Origin of the sequence: Okeania sp. SIO2C2 (assembly GCF_010692625.1) — a bacterium.
In the GTDB taxonomy this organism is placed as follows: Bacteria; Cyanobacteriota; Cyanobacteriia; order Cyanobacteriales; family Microcoleaceae; genus Okeania; species Okeania hirsuta.
Genome location: NZ_JAAHGM010000076.1, coordinates 14,538 through 30,245, shown reverse-complemented (window position 1 = coordinate 30,245; position 15,708 = coordinate 14,538). Strand labels below are relative to the sequence as shown.

The window sequence follows — 15,708 nt, the reverse complement described above, 5'->3', positions numbered from 1 at the left end:
GGGGAGATGGGGAGAGGGGGAGATGGGGAGATGGGGGGATGGGGAGATGGGGAGATGGGGAGATGGGGAGATGGGGGGATGGGGAGATGGGGAGATGGGGAGATGGGGAGATGGGGAGATGGGGAGATGGGGAGATGGGGAGATGGGGAGATGGGGAGATGGGGAGATCAAGAAATATTTGGTAATGGTTGAAGATGGAACATTTTTTTATACCGAATTAAACGGATTTGATATAATATCATGTCCGGATGATTAGTGATCAAAAACCTTATCCCTTTAAACTTTTCTTTCCCTTCTGCCTTCAGCATAGCTGCCTTCTGCCTTCTTTAAGACTATTTAAACTTATCTTAAAGTGAAACTGTTAATATACAATCGATCCATTAAACATATATACAACTAGGAAGATTAATGACTGACCCACAACTCAAACCATTAGGTACTTATGAAACAGGCATATTTGATGAGAGTGCTGCCGAAATTCCAGCTTACGACCCCAATACACAAAGAGTGTTTGTTGTCAAGGCAAATGAAGCAGATATTGATGTACTAGATATTAGCAATCTCACCAACCCCAATTTAATAGATCAAATTGATGTTTCCTCCTTTGGCGCAATTGCCAACAGTGTTGCAGTTAATCAAAATGGCATCGTAGCAGTAGCGATCGAAGCTGATGTCAAACAAGACCCAGGCACCGTTGCCTTCTTCAATGCAGATGGGAATACTCTCAACCAAGTAACTGTGGGTGCATTACCAGATATGCTCACCTTTACCTCCGATGGCACAAAGGTATTAGTAGCAAATGAAGGAGAACCCAACGACGACTACAGCAACGACCCAGAAGGTTCTGTTAGTATTATCGACATTTCAGGTGGAGTAGAAAATTTAACTCAGGCAGATGTCTCTACCGCTGATTTTTCTGCTTTCATTGGTCGGGAAGAAGAATTGCGTAACAAAGGCGTTCGGATCTACGGTCCTGGGTCAAATGCAGCTCAAGACCTCGAACCAGAATTTATTGCTGTAGATGGTAACGACACCAGAGCATTTGTCACTCTGCAAGAAAATAATGCTGTAGCAGTGGTAAATATTGAAAATGCCAACATTGTAGATGTTCTGCCATTGGGAGCAAAAGACTACAGTCGCGGTCTTCCCTCCCTGACACAATTTGAATTTTCCGACCTGCCAGTTTTAGGTACAACCGAAGGAGGTGATGATATTCTCCTGGGTGGTTTATCTGGACTATGGTATGAAGGTACAGACGATGACGGCAACCTACAATTTGTCACCGTACCCGACCGCGGACCAAATGGCGCACCCACAGACGTAGATAATGACGGCGATAACGAAAGACCATTTGCCCTGCCAGACTATCAAGCTAGAATTGTTCGCTTTACATTAGATGAAGGCAGTGGCGATATTGAAATTACTGAAGAAATTCTCCTAAATAGGCAAGACGGTACAACTCCCATCACAGGTTTACCTAACATTCCTGAAATAGACGAAGAACCAGTAGACCTATTTGGCAACCTTCTAGACTATGACCCCTTTGGTGCAGACCTCGAAGGTATTGTTATTAATGATGATGGTACATACTGGACTGTAGATGAATATCGCCCCGCCATCTATCACTTTGATGTTGATGGGTCACTCATCGACCGCTTTGTACCCGAAGGAACAGCAGCACTAGCAGAAGCAGCAGAGGGAACCTTTGGCACAGAAACCCTACCCGCAGAATATTCTAACCGTCGTCGCAACCGTGGTTTTGAAGCTATTGCGCTGGATACAGATGAAGATATTCTCTACAGCTTTATTCAAACACCTCTAGCAAATCCTGATCGCACTGCATCTGACAACTCCAGTGTTATTCGGATGTTAGGTATCGACCCAGAAACTGGGGAACCTGTAGCAGAATATGTCTACCTCCTAGAAAAACCAACTGTAGACCCAGACAACGGTACACTATTAGTTGATAAAATGGGAGATGCTGTCTATACTGAAGATGGTAAATTCTTAGTTCTAGAAAGAGATTCCTCGGTTACTGCTACAGGCAAAAAGTTTATTTTTGAAATTGACCTCAAAGGTGCAACTAACTTACTTGCTGACGATGCGCCAGAATTACCAGAAGACACAACTCTAGAACAATTAACCGCAGATGACTTAGCAGCATTAGAAATTCAAGCAGTTAATAAAACTAAAGTAACAAACTTACCTTCAATTGGTTATATCGCCGGAGACAAAGTAGAAGGTCTGGCATTATTACCAGAATCAGATGATGGAGAATTCCGATTAGCGGTACTCAACGACAATGACTTTGGTCTCTTAGATGAACAAATTCCTGGTGATGGTACTCTACCCCTTAATTCCGACCCAGTGCCAGTAGTTCTAGGTGTAATTGATTTCTCAGAAAGTAATCAAATTGACCCTAGCGATCGCGATGATGGCATTAATTTAGGTAACTGGCCTGTTTTTGGGTTATTGCAGCCAGATAGTATTGCTTCCTTTGTGATAGAAGGTGAGACCTATTATGTCACAGCAGATGAAGGAGATGACAGGGAGTTTGATGCTCTTGACGAAGCAGCGCGGGTAGGAGATGAGGAATATGTACTCGACCCCGGTGTTTTTGACGTTGCTGCACTAGAAGATGATGCTGCTTTAGGTCGTCTAACAGTAACAAATCAAAACGGCGATCTTGATGGTGATGGGGACTTCGACAAAATTTTCACCTCTGGCGGTCGGTCTTTCAGCATTTGGGATGCTGCGGGCAACCAAATATTCAACAGTGGGGATAGTCTTGAACAAATAACTGCAGCACAGTTCCCAGAGAACTTCAACTCAAACCGAGATGAAAATACTTTTGACGATCGTAGCGACAATAGTGGTCCTGAACCCGAAGCTATAACTACAGGAGTTTTAGGCGATAAAACCTATACTTTTCTTGGTTTGGAACGTACAGGGGGCATTATGGTTTATGATATCAGCAACCCCAGCAGTCCCGATTTTGTGCAATATATTAATAACCGCGACTTCTCCGTTGAATTTGATGTTGATGCAGATGGAGATCCAGACCCTACCCCAGAACAGTTGTTAGCAGTAGGAGATTTAGCACCGGAAGGACTTGTGTTTATTTCCCCAGAAGATAGTCCGAATGGGGAGGCGTTATTAGTAGTTGCTAATGAAATTAGTGGTACTACTACTGTTTATGAATTTAGCCCAAACCAGGATATTCCAGGAACTCCAGGTGATGATAGCCTCGAAGGTGGTACGGGTGACGACAACATTGATGGTCTTGCTGGTAATGATACTCTCAGTGGCCTTGGTGGCAGCGATACTATTAGTGGTTCTGCTGGTAACGATGATATTAATGGCAACCGTGGTAACGACCGCGTTAGTGGTGGTGATGGTGATGACCGCGTTAATGGTGGTTTGGAAAACGATACCATCTTTGGCGGTAATGGAGATGATAACTTAATCGGTCGTATTGGTAATGACCGGATATTAGGAGGTAGTGGAGAAGATAATCTCAGTGGTGGTCAAGGTCGCGATCGTCTCAATGGTGGTGAAGGTAATGATATTCTCACTGGTGGTGCAAGTATCGACCGCTTTATTTTTGCTGCCAATGATGAGTTTAGTCAGGTGAGTTTAGGGGTGGATGAAATTACAGACTTCGACTCAGACTTAGATTTAATTCTACTTGACTTAACAACTTTCACAGAAATTACTACTACTTCGGGTGAAGATATTGGGGATGAGTTTGCCACGGTAGAAAGCAATGGTGATGCTGCTAGTAGTGAAGCTATTATCGTCTACAATTCTAGTAATGGTGCTTTATTCTATAATGCTAATGGCAGCGATAGTGGTTTTGGAGATGGCAGTCAGTTTGCAACTTTGACTGGTACTCCAAATGTATCAGCAGAGAATTTCGTAATTAGATAATATTTCTATTTAGTTAGTCTTTGTAGGTTGGGTTAAGCGATGGTGCAATCCAAAAATAACTGATGATACTATTATCTATAGCGCTGTGCGCAGGGAACAGGGAACACTTAACTGGGAACAGGGGGAATAAATTGCCGTTTGCGCAAGCATTCCGTAGGAATCATATAAGACTTCTAGCTCTTTTGCCCCTACTACAATTTGTAAATATACCAGCGCTCATTGCTATAATTATTTGTTTGGGATATATCTGGATGTTGGGTTTATCCTACGGATAAGCTAGTGCTAAAGTTCCTCAACCCAACCTACTCTACTTTTAATTGTTATCTGTTTCGATTTAGTTTTTGTAGATTGGGTTAAGCGATCGCGGAGCGGAACGGATGTTCTATCGCGCAACCCAACAATAACTGATGATATTATGGTCTAATTATTGTTTGCTGATTAAATCTCAAAGCATTTACATCTAAAGACTTTACTCTTTTTTTTTCTTTCAAAAAAAGTGCCTGGTTTTCAGCTCTTGATGCTCAAAAAGGAGCGTATTTTAGGCGCATAGTTGGGCAAAAAAATCATTCTGACAATTGTTACTCCTACATCCTCGCTCATTCCTATTTCTCCTGTCTTCCCCTCCTGGGAGAGGTTAGGGGTGGGTTGTCTCTTACCCCTACTAAAAGACTTTTGAGCGCAAACCCTAATTATTGTTTGCGATATATCAGGACTACTGACGCACATATTCTACATATAGCGAGAAATAATACTATTTCCCCCTACAGATGGTGGTTTAAAAGTCAATTTGCGTAAGTCCTGATATCTTGATGTTGGGTCGATCCTACGGATAAGCTGGCGCTAACGTTCCTGAACCCAACCTACTCTACTTTTAATTGTTATCTATTTCGATAATGAGAAACAGGAATTATGCTAATTTTCCCGAAATGAGTCATCTGTAATTAATTCCTCAAACTCTGCAACTGAACTAACAGTAATTGTTTCTACAAGTAACCGTTTTAGCAAAGCTAATATCATGTTCGGACGGGTCAGTTATAATAAAATTTAAGGACTCCGGGTATCGACAGTACCAAACAAATACTTAAATTATCAATACCCCCAATACGAATATTTGTTCTTTTTCTCCAATATTTCCTCCTGACTCCTGAGGACTGACTCCTGAGGACTCACAACAGTCATTTATAAGTATTCAACCGCAATTCGTAGCTCCCCCGGAGGGGGAACATGATATAAGTCATTAATTTCATTAACAGCTTTTACCAGAGTTTCTGGCAAACTATTAAAGCGTTTTTCCAGCAAATCAAGAATATTTTGTCTGCAAGTTGCTTTTGCTCCTATTTCTTGACCTATTTCTTGACCTCTTTTTTGACCTCTTTCTATAGCCAATTCTTCGATAGTGTTTAAAAATTCCACTCTTTGTTCCTCCTCATATTGATTAATTTTGCTTTGAAAGCTTGATTCTAATTCTGGGGGTAATGTCATCATTTTATCAATGAATTTAAACAAATTGATAATATCGAGCTTGGTTAAACCCTTTTCGTATAAACTTCTAACTAATTCTTATTTCCATTGCTCTCTTTCTGTAAGGTTACTTGTGGTACTCTTAGTTTTCAAATGTGCCATTACTATCATAGCAAATGGATTATTATTCGATTCTAATTCCTCTCATTGATAATCTAATAGTTTGACTATGGCAAAATCCAATCTCATTTGACTGTTTCCTAAACCATATTCATAGAAATTTGGTCGCCAAGATGGGTTTTCATCTCCCAGTATAGCTAAACTAATTACTGGTTTATGGTAAAGGTCAAAAGCTCGATAGTTATAGATAAACATTCGCTGGCTAAATTCTCGGTCATACTGACTTTGCACTTCAATATGAATCAAAATCCAGATTTCTCGATCGTCCAATAACCAAGCTTGAAATAATTTATCGGCATAACGTTTTTCTGTTGTTGCCGAGGCTGTAATTTGTTCTAATTCTTTATCTAGATAAACTGGTTTTTTTTGCCAGTTAATAGATACATGAATTTCTGGATAAAATAAGCTGAGGAAAGATTCAAAATATTCAGAAATTGCCGCTTTCCACGGTTCATCATAATTAGCTGTTATTTCTGTCATTTTATTGTGAATTGTAGAGATTATTTTTTGTAGGTTGAGTTAAGCGATATAGCTGCCGCTAGGCTCCGCCAACGCGCAACCCAACAATAACTGATTATATTCTTATCTAATTATTTGTTGGCTATATATCTTGAATTTTGGGTTAAAGAACCGAAATCCAACCTACTCTAATTCTATTTTTACATAATTTTTTGGGTTTTCTACTCTGGATTTTCTCCTGCTTGTTTGAGAGCAAAATTAATGACTGTTTCACTTAAACGAATATTCCGGTTAAGCATTTTTTGAATAGCAGTTTTTATTGATAAAGGGTAGCCTTTCTGTTTAGCTCGGAGCAAAATACCAATGGAACCTGTAACAGAAAGACCGCTTAGTCTGGCAATTCTTCTGCCTACTATTTCATCAATACAAACTGTCTCAATATTTTCATTTAAAGCAAGTTGAATTACTGACGCTTCTCCTCGGTCGAGAGAGTTAAGAAGTAGGGGAGAAATATTTAGTATAGATGATGATTTTTGTAGCCAAGTATCAGCTTGAAATTCTGCAACAGCAAAATTATTTGTTCCCCCAGCTAATATTTCTTGGCAAACTTCAAGAGGTACATGAACTTCGCTATAAAGTGACTGTAAAATTGTTAAGTCATTCACAGCAGCAATAAGAGCAATTAAAGGAGAAGTATTAATAACAATTTTTTGGGGATTAGGCATTGTTTAAGTCAGATAATAATTCAGCTTCACTAAGGTCAATTATTGGTACTTCATAATCGTTTAATTTTAGTAAAAATGTGACTCTATCTACCCCTATTAATGCTGCTGCCATCCCTGATGAAAGTTGTTTAAGCTCGTATAATTTGACTGCCATTGCCCATTTAGCCTCTTGTTCAAATTGTTCTTTGGTTTTACCTAAAGCATCGGGAAATGTTTCGGGGTAGTTGATAATTAGTTGTAAAGACATTTAATCACCTTCATCAAAAAATAAAACTTCTAAATCTTGACCGACATTTTATTGTGAATTTTAGAGATGAATTCTTTCCTAATGAGTTTAAATTTTATATTTAATGATTAGTTCCTCCTCACAATCAAAAACAGTTAAAGCTTTTTTTATCCTCTCAATTTTTTTCTTACTGTCTAGATGCGCTTCTATGAAATAGGTCTCATTAATAGGAGCAGCTTGTCTGCACTGGCTGGAGTCTTTTGTAATATTTAGCTTTTCCTTTAAATCGGAAGTAAAGAATGTTTGAGGTTGTATTTAAAACAATTGTTTCATCACTTCTAAGTATAGTTTACTGACTTCTGATATTTCTATTTTATTATCAAAAAAGATAGCGTACTCTAACTTTTTACCAGTAGGTTCTTCGGCATCAAAAATACTAACCTCATTAAAATATATTTCAGTTTTAGTTTTAATTTCTGGAAATGACCATACTTGCAAAAATCTTTCAGCGATTATGTTTAATCTCTCTTCAATTTCTTCTTTTCCCCATTTATCTATTTCGCTTAAATAGCGATTCAACCAAAGTCTACTATATTTATAACCTTGCTCTTTGCCATCTATATTCATATCTCTTTTAGAAGTAAATGTTTTATTTCCTAACTTACCATTATTGCCAGAAAGAGTTAAATTAGCAATAATATTCAAATAATTATCTTGAATCGAATTAAATTCTTCCGTTCCTAATTCTGCTTCCCACTGTGGGTCAGGATTTTGAGGAAATATATGTTCTATAGTAATGTCATTATTTTCTTCAATTTTGACAGGTTCTTTATTTTGATAATTTTCTAATCGCTCTAAGCAATAAATTCTATTTTTTGCCTTGATGCCATACATATCTTTTTCTCGAAGAGCATTTATTACTTCATGATTTCTAGGAAATCTTTGGTTGCCTTTTTTATTAATCAAGGCTGATTGAATAGAAGTTAAATAATCTCCTGGATTGACGTCTTCATAAAGGCGCATAAAAATTTTATTAAGTGAATTAGGTGCTAATCCAACAATAAATCTTCTCCATGTAAATGATTGAATTAATTCTAATACATCAACAAATGTTTGTTTAGATATTAAACGGCTGAAATAGTCATCATATACTTTCAACATAAATGGATAAGTAACATTAATTTCTAAGCGATTAATATATTCTAATTGTAATCTAATTTATCGATCTTGTTCATGAATAGGATTTACTAACTTGTGATAGTATTTGGCAAATTTTTTGATAGGCTTCAGATTATTTTCTACATATTCAACGGTTGTTGATATTGGGTATTTTAATTTAAACTCTTGATCAACTTTATTTTTGTTGGGAATTTTCTTATTTTTAAGGGTTAAATAATCTCGAATGTAGTCAGAAACTTTACTAGAATTTTTGGATTCATCTCTGGCAAATTTTTCAATATATTCCCAATTATTTCTGTAAATCTTTTCTTGCGATTTAGTTTTAATACCCATTAATATATAGTTTCTGATTAAATCTGATTGAGATAATTCAAGACCTGTGGAATTCAGACTTTCAAATATTCTTTGGGGTCGTCTTTTCCCCTTTCTAGAGATATTTCCACAAACATTAATTTATTCAATCCTGTCTGTATAATTTCATAGTTTTCTTCAGATATTCTAGAGCGAAAGTAGTTAAAATTATCAACTAACCGTGAGAAGTCTAAGTATTCTTCTTGATTGTCAGTATCTAATAATTATTTTAAAATTTTCTCATTATTTTCTGTTGGTCTTAATTTTAATTTTTCTTCATCCTGAGCAAATTCATTAATTAGGTATGTCTTATTTATCCGATTAGCTAAAGCTTCCTTGTGCAATTCTTTTGCTAATCTGTAAAGAACTAAATAAATTAAAGTGACAGTGGTTAAACGTTGTTGCCCATCAATAATAGTTAGTTCCCTGATTCCTGAAACTGAATAAATATCATCATGTATATAAACAATGCTTCCAATAAAGTGAGCATTTAGTTTTTCTTTTTCGCCAAGTTCAAAAATATCATCTAACAGTTGTTTACATTGAGCAGAACCCCAATCATAATTTATTTGATAAATTGGAATAACAAATTGTGTATCATTTTGAGAGAGAAATCTATGGAGATTAACTTCGTTGGCTTTCATATCTAATTTCAACCAGATGAGATAGATAAATTTATTTGTAAATCTTACTATGAAGCATAAAAATTAGCAAGAAAATCTAGTTGATATGTTTTGATCTTTTTATTTTTTGTTTAATACCAATTCCCAAAAGTAACGCTATACTTGGGGGCAACTTCAGTTATTAAGTAATTAACATAGATCGAATAACTTTTTTGCTAATTAGCAGTTCAGTTTAATGTTAATTATTCTTATTTTTTACTTCTCCCTGTACGGACGTTGCATGCAACGTCCCTACCTACTCCCCTACTCCTCTGCTCAACAAAATGTAGAAAAGTTTTTGAGAAATGGTATAATCCCCATCCATTTTTTCTTCTTTCTTCTTTCTTCAACTATAAATCTTCTCCTATATTTTCTCCGAGGGTCTACTTAAAGATTTTCATAAGTACTAGAAAAATAGAATGTCGGTCGGGTTTAGGTATCTAACTTCCCAAAGCTCTTTTTCTTGTTATGTATAATTTGCTGGTATTGTTTGATTAAATTCTTTGAATCCAATATTGCTGAAGTTAAGGCTTTTAAGGATTTATTCATTAACTAACTCATCAAGGCTTTTTCTTAATAAAATATACAAAAATATTACAAAGTTTAAATTGTCAATTTCAATTTTTAGAGATATAATTATGTACCATAAATAGATAAACTTATCTATTTTATTCAGGAAATAAATCTCTGAAAATTGTAGATAAAAACTATCCTCAAATCAAACAAATATGGCGTTCAAATATTGGAAACATTTTTTACTAGGATTATTCCTAGCTTTTGCTATTGCAGCTTGTGGTACATTTAACACAAGTTCAAAACAGGCAAAATTACCGATGGTAGACCTAATAATTACTCCTCCACTACCGGAGTGGATAGAACAAATTAGTCCGACGGGAGAGGCAGAACTTTTAAGTCAAATTCGGATTCGGTTTAAAGAACCTTTAATTCCTTTGGAAACTTTAGATTCTCTAGAACAACAGGAGAAACTTAAAAAGTTTGAAATTTTCCCAGAATTACCGGGTCAATTCCGATTTTTGACTCCGAAAATGGTTGGTTTTCAACCTGCTGAAGCTTTACCTAAATCTACGCGAGTAAAGGTTACTTTGAAGGCTGGTTTATCCGACCTGAAAAATAATCAATTAGATGAAGATTTAGCTTGGACTTTCAATACTGAACCAGTTAAATTAACGAATTTACCAACTACTAACCAGCAAAATAGAAGACCACAACCAATTGATATAAATCCGACGTTAAAATTTACTTCAAATGTGGAGTTGGATGTAAATTCAATTGAGGAAAATTTTAAATTTTTACCAGAGGGAGAAACAGAAACTTTACCTTTGACGGTTAGTTTAGAAACATTGGAAACTAATGAGGAGGAAGAAGAAGTTTTTACAGAAGAATTTGACTCTTCATTCCGTCAGTGGAATTATTTAATTACTCCCCAAGTTACTCTAGAAAAGGGTACTAAATATCGCCTGGAATTTGACTCAGGAATTCAACCTGCAAAAGGTAATTTACCTAGTCAAACACCTTTTGTGAGTGAAGTAGAAACTTATTCCCCTTTTGAATTTTCTGAACTGAAATTTTCCCAGGGTGGCGGCAGATTTGTTAAAGGCAATCCCATGTTGGAATTTAATCATGGTGTTGTACCTGAATCAGCATTAGAAAATATTACTATTGAACCGGAACCAAAAGAGACAAAAAATCTGATTCAAGCTTATGATGACTATAACATTGTTAGTCTCAATCCTTGGGCGTTAGAACCCGATATAAACTATACAATTACTATCGGCGCTAATATCGAAGATAAATTCGGGCAAGTATTAGAAAAGCCTGTTACTTTGAATTATCAAACAGGGGATTTAGTCGGAAATCTTTCGGTACCTGCTGGTTTAAATATATTTCCTTCTAGTCAGGATTTACAACTGAATATTTCTACAGTAAATTTGCCAGAGTCGGAATATAAAGCGGCTTATCAAGTTATTAAACCAACAGATTTGGTTTACGCAGAATCGGCTTATCCCAGAAGAGATAGAAAAAATTTATTACCAGGAAATGAAAAGTGGCAAAACTATCCTGTTTCTGGTGAAAAAAATCAAATTAAAGAAGTAGCAGTTCCCCTCAGAGAACAACTCGGCGGTCAGACAGGAATGTTGGCTTATGGAGTAAAAGCACGGACGAGTTCTTATCAAAAAAATGGTCAGCAAAAATGGCAAGAACCAAAATTTTATGGATTGGTACAACTGACTAATTTGGGAGTATTTGCTCAGTGGTTTCCAGAGTCGGGAATTATTCGGGTAAATCATTTGGATGATGGTGCGGCTGTTGTGGCGGATGTGGAGATTTATCAATCTCAATTAAATGCTAAATCTCAGCCTAAACCTACTGCTTGTGCCAAGGGAAAAACCGATGAAAATGGTTTGCTAAGTTTGACTAAGACCGACTTACAAAAATGTATGAATGGTCAGCGTTTTTCCCAAGCACCAGAATTATTAGTAATTGCCAAAGAAAAGGAAGATTGGGCTTTTGCCAGAACTAAAGAATATAGTGGTACTTATGGTTATGGGATTTATTCTGGTTGGGATAGTGGCAAGGCTGAATCGCGGGGTACTATTTTTTCTGATAGAGAACTTTATCAACCAGGGGAAAAGGTTTGGTTGACTGGAGCTGCTTATTATTTGGAAAATGGTAACTTGAAACAAGCGAAAAATATGGATTATCAAGTAACTATAAATAATCCAGATGGAAATAAGACAAATTTAGGTACTCAGACTACTAATGAATTTGGTACTTTCTCTCTAGAAGTTCCTCTGGATAATAATCAGTCATTGGGTTATTACAATGTGGAGGCTAAGGGAGAAAATGGCATAGAATTTTACGGAGAATTTCGCGTTGCCGAATTTAAACCGCCTAATTTTCAGGTAGACCTAAAACTGAATCAAGAAATTGCTTTGATTAATGAACAAATAGTGGCGGAAGCTGAAAGTAATTATTTGTTTGGTTCTCCAGTGCAAGGAGCAAAGGCTAAATATTATGTCACTCGCCAAAAAACAGAATTTTCTCCTGAAAATTGGCAAGAATTTTCTTTCGGTCGTCAATGGTTTTGGCCGGAAGAAACGCCGACTATTCCTAATAATGTATTGGAAAAAAATGTGGTGCTAGATAATCAAGGTGAGGATAATCAAATATTTACTGTTGGAAAAGATTTGCCCTACCCAATGACTTATCGAGTAGATGTGGAAGTGACAGATATATCTAATCTTTCTGTGGCAGATACTCAAACTTTTACCGCCCTACCAAGTAACAAATTAATAGGTCTAAAAAGTAAATTTGTGGCTGATGCTAATAAAAATTTTCCGGTAGAAGTTATTGTCACCGACCCTGAAGGAAAACCACTTTCTGGGGAAAATATTCAACTGGAATTACAACAAATGGAATATAGCAGCGTTACCCAAGTAGTGGCAGGTAGTCGCAACCCAAAATATCAAGTCGAATATAAAACTGTTGCGAGCCAGAAAGTCAGAAGTGGCAATAAACCCAAAACCGTCAACCTCACCCCCCCAGAATCAGGTAGTTATCGCATCCGAGCTAATTTTGCCAATGCTGAAAATGACATTACTGGCACCGATATTCAAATTTGGGCAACCGGAGCAAACCGCGTTTATTGGGGAGGTCGCAACGAAGACCGTCTGGAAATTAAACTCGACAAAGACACCTACAAACCAGGAGAAACAGCAACCGCTTTAATTCAGTCACCCTATCCAGAAGGCGAATTATATTTTGCCGTCGTCCGTGACAAACCACTGTATGAAAAAATCGTCAAAGTTACAGGTGGTGCGCCAGAAATTCAGTTTCAAGTGACAGAAGATATGTTACCCAACGCTGCGGTAGAAGCAGTATTAGTGCGGCAAGGTCAACCACTCGCAGAAGTCGAACCGGGAACTGTGGAAAATTTGATGAAAGTTGGTTTTACTCCATTCAAAATTAATTTGGCAGACAAATACTTAAATGTAGAAGTCACACCCCAACGTCCGGAAGCACAACCGGGAACTATGCAGACTGTGGAATTGGCAGTTAAAAATAATCAAGGGCAACCTACTAAAGGTCAGTTTACGGTGATGGTCGTAAATGAAGCGGTCTTGCAACTAAGCGGTCATCGTCCCCCAGACTTAGTCGAGACTGTCTACGCTGAACAACCAATATCAACCACTTTCAACGATAACCGTCCCGAAGTACAAATGGAGGCCATGTCATCCGCTCTGAGAAAAGGTTGGGGTTATGGTGGCGGCATATCATCTGCTGCATCTAGCACCCGCATTCGTACAGACTTTCAATCTTTAGCTTATTACAACGGTTCTGTAATTACAGATAATAAAGGTAAGGCAACGGTGACATTTAAAATGCCAGACGATCTGACAACTTGGCGCGTGATGACTGTTGCCACAGATGGGAATTTGCATTTTGGCAATGGGGAGGCAACTTTTGTCACGACTCAACCATTAATGTTAAATCCAGTTTTGCCTCAGTTTGCTCGTATCGGCGATAAATTTGAGGGTGGCGTAACAGTTACCAATAATACTGGCAAAAAAGGAAGTCTCAAAATAGATGGGGAAGTTAGTCAGAATATTTTGTTTGCCGAAAATTCCCAAACTACCCAAATTTTTCAAACCAGGACAGACTCAGGCACCAACGCTTACCGTTTCCCGATGGAGGCAAAACAAGCGGGTGAGGCAAAAGTGCAATTTACCACTGACCTGAATAACCGTGACACTGATGGGTTTGAAATTTCATTACCAGTGCAGTCCTTGGCAGCAAGTGAAAGTGTTGTAGAGTCTGGCACAACTGACTCTCAAATACAAATTCCACTGAATATTACAGAGAATGTAATGCCAGATGTGGGAGGTCTAGAAATTTCCATAGCAAGTACATTAATACCAGAAATTACAGCCCCCGCAAAAGCAGTATTGAAAAAAGACCAACTACCATTTTTAGAGCCTACCGCCAGTCAATTAGCGATCGCCTCAAACCTCCAAATATTAGGTGAGAAATACGAGCAAGCATTTGTAGACTTCAACCCAGAACAACAGGCAAAACAAGCATTAGAAAAATTAGAGAAGTTGCAACTGCCAGACGGAGGTTTTGGTTACTATCCAGGATGGGAAAAATCCAATCCTTATCTAACACCCTATGCAGCAGAAGCGATCGCCCAAGCCAAAAAAGCATTTCCAGATTTAGTAAATGGGGAAATGGTAAATAGTCTGCGGAATTACTTAAACAACATTTTGGCAGACCCAGGCAAAGATGAATATTGCAGCGAACAACTCTGTAAAAATCAAGTGCGCTTAGATGTCTTGATGGCATTGTCAGAATTAGGCGACACCCGCAATAGCTTCCTGTCAGATATTTATCAACAACGGGAAAAACTATCTCAGGTAGACCAAATAAAACTAGCGCGCTACATATCCACCTTCCCAAAATGGCGAAAACAGTCAGCAGAAATGTTTAAGGAAATTCAGGAAAGCGTTTATGAAACAGGACGTAGTGCCACATTGAATATACCGCAAACCTGGGGATGGATGAATTCTACTACCGCAAGTCAAGCTCAAGCATTGCGACTATTTATTACCCGCGACGCCAAACCAGAAATATTAGACCGACTATTACAAAGTCTGCTCAACCTGCGACGCGATGGCACCTGGCGCACAACCTATGATAACGCCGAAGCATTGAAAGCGTTAGTTACTTATAGCAACACCCAACCAGCTCCACCGAATTTCGTCGCCACCGCCAAATTATCAGGCAAACAATTAGATGCTGCCCGTTTTCAAGGTTATGAAAATCCGAATCTCTCTTTGAATGTAGCAATGGATGGGTTGCCAAAAGGAGAATCAGATTTAGTATTGGAAAAATCTGGAGAAGGCAAACTACACTATTTAGTCGAATACAGTTATCGCCTCCCAGGAAACCAACCAGGAAAGTATAACGGTTTGCGAGTAGCACGGGAAATTCGTCTGGCAAATGCTGTAGGGACCTTGCATGAAACGTCCGTTTTGCAACGCATGGATCTATCTGAAGTGGCGTCACCATTAGATGTCAGTGCAGGACAAGTCTTTGATATTGGCATCGAGGTGATAACAGACCGCCCCGTAGACCATGTGATTATTCGTGACCCACTGCCAGCAGGTTTAGAAGCAGTTGACACCAGTTTCCAAACCGCCACTTCTGCTGTCAAAGCAAAAGCAGATAGTTGGCAAATAGGATATCAACAAATTTATCGCGATCGGGTTGAAGCTTATGCTGACCGTTTAAACCCAGGAGTGTATACCTTGCATTATTTAGTCAGGTCCGTGACTCCCGGAACATTTATATGGCCTGGAGCAGAAGCGCGGTTACAATATGCACCCGAAGAATTTGGGCGATCGGCTACATCGACGTTAGTTGTGAAGTAGTTGACCTCTCCCCCAATCCCTCTTCTGCGAGGAGAGGGGAGAATGTTTCTTGGTAGTGGGAGCATCTTGCTCCCGTACTAATA

At 38.0% G+C, this 15,708-nt stretch carries 11 protein-coding genes; 3 read left to right on the top strand and 8 right to left on the bottom strand.

Translation table 11 applies throughout. From position 1 onward, the window contains the following. Together F6K18_RS31745 and F6K18_RS31740 are read left to right on the top strand one after the other, a co-directional pair. Positions 1 to 192, top strand: a 192-nt coding sequence (locus F6K18_RS31745; RefSeq protein ID WP_287526906.1) for a hypothetical protein, incomplete at its 5' end; no start/stop codon positions are given. A gap of 216 nt (positions 193 to 408) precedes the next feature. Beyond that, positions 409 to 3,930: a choice-of-anchor I family protein gene (locus tag F6K18_RS31740; protein WP_287526904.1), complete on the top strand. Its 3,522-nt coding sequence runs from the start codon at positions 409 to 411 to the stop codon at positions 3,928 to 3,930. A 507-nt stretch (positions 3,931 to 4,437) separates the two neighbouring features. Here F6K18_RS31740 and F6K18_RS31735 read toward each other — a convergent pair. The 8 genes from F6K18_RS31735 to F6K18_RS31700 form a co-directional block, all read right to left on the bottom strand. After that, a complete protein-coding gene (locus tag F6K18_RS31735; protein ID WP_287526903.1) occupies positions 4,438 to 4,656 on the bottom strand; it encodes a hypothetical protein in 219 nt (72 codons plus the stop codon). 453 nt (positions 4,657 to 5,109) lie between these two features. Next, a complete protein-coding gene (locus F6K18_RS31730) occupies positions 5,110 to 5,415 on the bottom strand; it encodes a hypothetical protein (protein ID WP_287526901.1) in 306 nt (101 codons plus the stop codon). A gap of 180 nt (positions 5,416 to 5,595) precedes the next feature. Further along, positions 5,596 to 6,051 (bottom strand): hypothetical protein, encoded by a 456-nt coding sequence (locus tag F6K18_RS31725; RefSeq protein WP_287526899.1) that lies wholly within the window; start codon positions 6,049 to 6,051, stop codon positions 5,596 to 5,598. Positions 6,052 to 6,251: 200 nt separating this feature from the next. After that, on the bottom strand, positions 6,252 to 6,755 hold the full coding sequence (locus F6K18_RS31720; protein WP_287526897.1) for a DUF3368 domain-containing protein: 504 nt from the start codon (positions 6,753 to 6,755) through the stop codon (positions 6,252 to 6,254). Continuing rightward, the gene (locus F6K18_RS31715) at positions 6,748 to 7,002 is read right to left on the bottom strand and encodes a UPF0175 family protein (protein ID WP_287526894.1); all 255 of its coding nucleotides are present in this window, start codon (positions 7,000 to 7,002) and stop codon (positions 6,748 to 6,750) included. Before F6K18_RS31715 ends, F6K18_RS31720 begins: the two co-directional genes overlap by 8 nt. A gap of 294 nt (positions 7,003 to 7,296) precedes the next feature. Beyond that, positions 7,297 to 8,142, bottom strand: coding sequence for an HNH endonuclease family protein (locus tag F6K18_RS31710; protein WP_287526891.1), 846 nt, complete (start codon positions 8,140 to 8,142; stop codon positions 7,297 to 7,299). A gap of 57 nt (positions 8,143 to 8,199) precedes the next feature. Further along, the gene (locus F6K18_RS31705; RefSeq protein WP_287526888.1) at positions 8,200 to 8,493 is read right to left on the bottom strand and encodes a hypothetical protein; all 294 of its coding nucleotides are present in this window, start codon (positions 8,491 to 8,493) and stop codon (positions 8,200 to 8,202) included. A 242-nt stretch (positions 8,494 to 8,735) separates the two neighbouring features. Further along, positions 8,736 to 9,155: a DUF262 domain-containing protein gene (locus F6K18_RS31700; protein ID WP_287526885.1), complete on the bottom strand. Its 420-nt coding sequence runs from the start codon at positions 9,153 to 9,155 to the stop codon at positions 8,736 to 8,738. A 746-nt stretch (positions 9,156 to 9,901) separates the two neighbouring features. Here F6K18_RS31700 and F6K18_RS31695 point away from each other — a divergent pair. Next, positions 9,902 to 15,625 (top strand): alpha-2-macroglobulin, encoded by a 5,724-nt coding sequence (locus F6K18_RS31695; RefSeq protein ID WP_287526883.1) that lies wholly within the window; start codon positions 9,902 to 9,904, stop codon positions 15,623 to 15,625. Positions 15,626 to 15,708 lie beyond the last annotated feature (83 nt).

What these genes read in the sequence shown, in the direction of transcription:
- F6K18_RS31720 (WP_287526897.1), bottom strand. Translation starts at nt 6,755, where the DNA reads ATGCCTAATCCCCAAAAAATTGTTATTAATACTTCTCCTTTAATTGCT.
- F6K18_RS31725 (WP_287526899.1), bottom strand. Translation starts at nt 6,051, where the DNA reads ATGACAGAAATAACAGCTAATTATGATGAACCGTGGAAAGCGGCAATT.
- F6K18_RS31700 (WP_287526885.1), bottom strand. Translation starts at nt 9,155, where the DNA reads ATGAAAGCCAACGAAGTTAATCTCCATAGATTTCTCTCTCAAAATGAT.
- F6K18_RS31730 (WP_287526901.1), bottom strand. Translation starts at nt 5,415, where the DNA reads ATGATGACATTACCCCCAGAATTAGAATCAAGCTTTCAAAGCAAAATT.
- F6K18_RS31715 (WP_287526894.1), bottom strand. Translation starts at nt 7,002, where the DNA reads ATGTCTTTACAACTAATTATCAACTACCCCGAAACATTTCCCGATGCT.
- F6K18_RS31735 (WP_287526903.1), bottom strand. Translation starts at nt 4,656, where the DNA reads ATGTGCGTCAGTAGTCCTGATATATCGCAAACAATAATTAGGGTTTGC.
- F6K18_RS31740 (WP_287526904.1), top strand. Translation starts at nt 409, where the DNA reads ATGACTGACCCACAACTCAAACCATTAGGTACTTATGAAACAGGCATA.
- F6K18_RS31710 (WP_287526891.1), bottom strand. Translation starts at nt 8,142, where the DNA reads ATGTTGAAAGTATATGATGACTATTTCAGCCGTTTAATATCTAAACAA.
- F6K18_RS31705 (WP_287526888.1), bottom strand. Translation starts at nt 8,493, where the DNA reads ATGGGTATTAAAACTAAATCGCAAGAAAAGATTTACAGAAATAATTGG.
- F6K18_RS31695 (WP_287526883.1), top strand. Translation starts at nt 9,902, where the DNA reads ATGGCGTTCAAATATTGGAAACATTTTTTACTAGGATTATTCCTAGCT.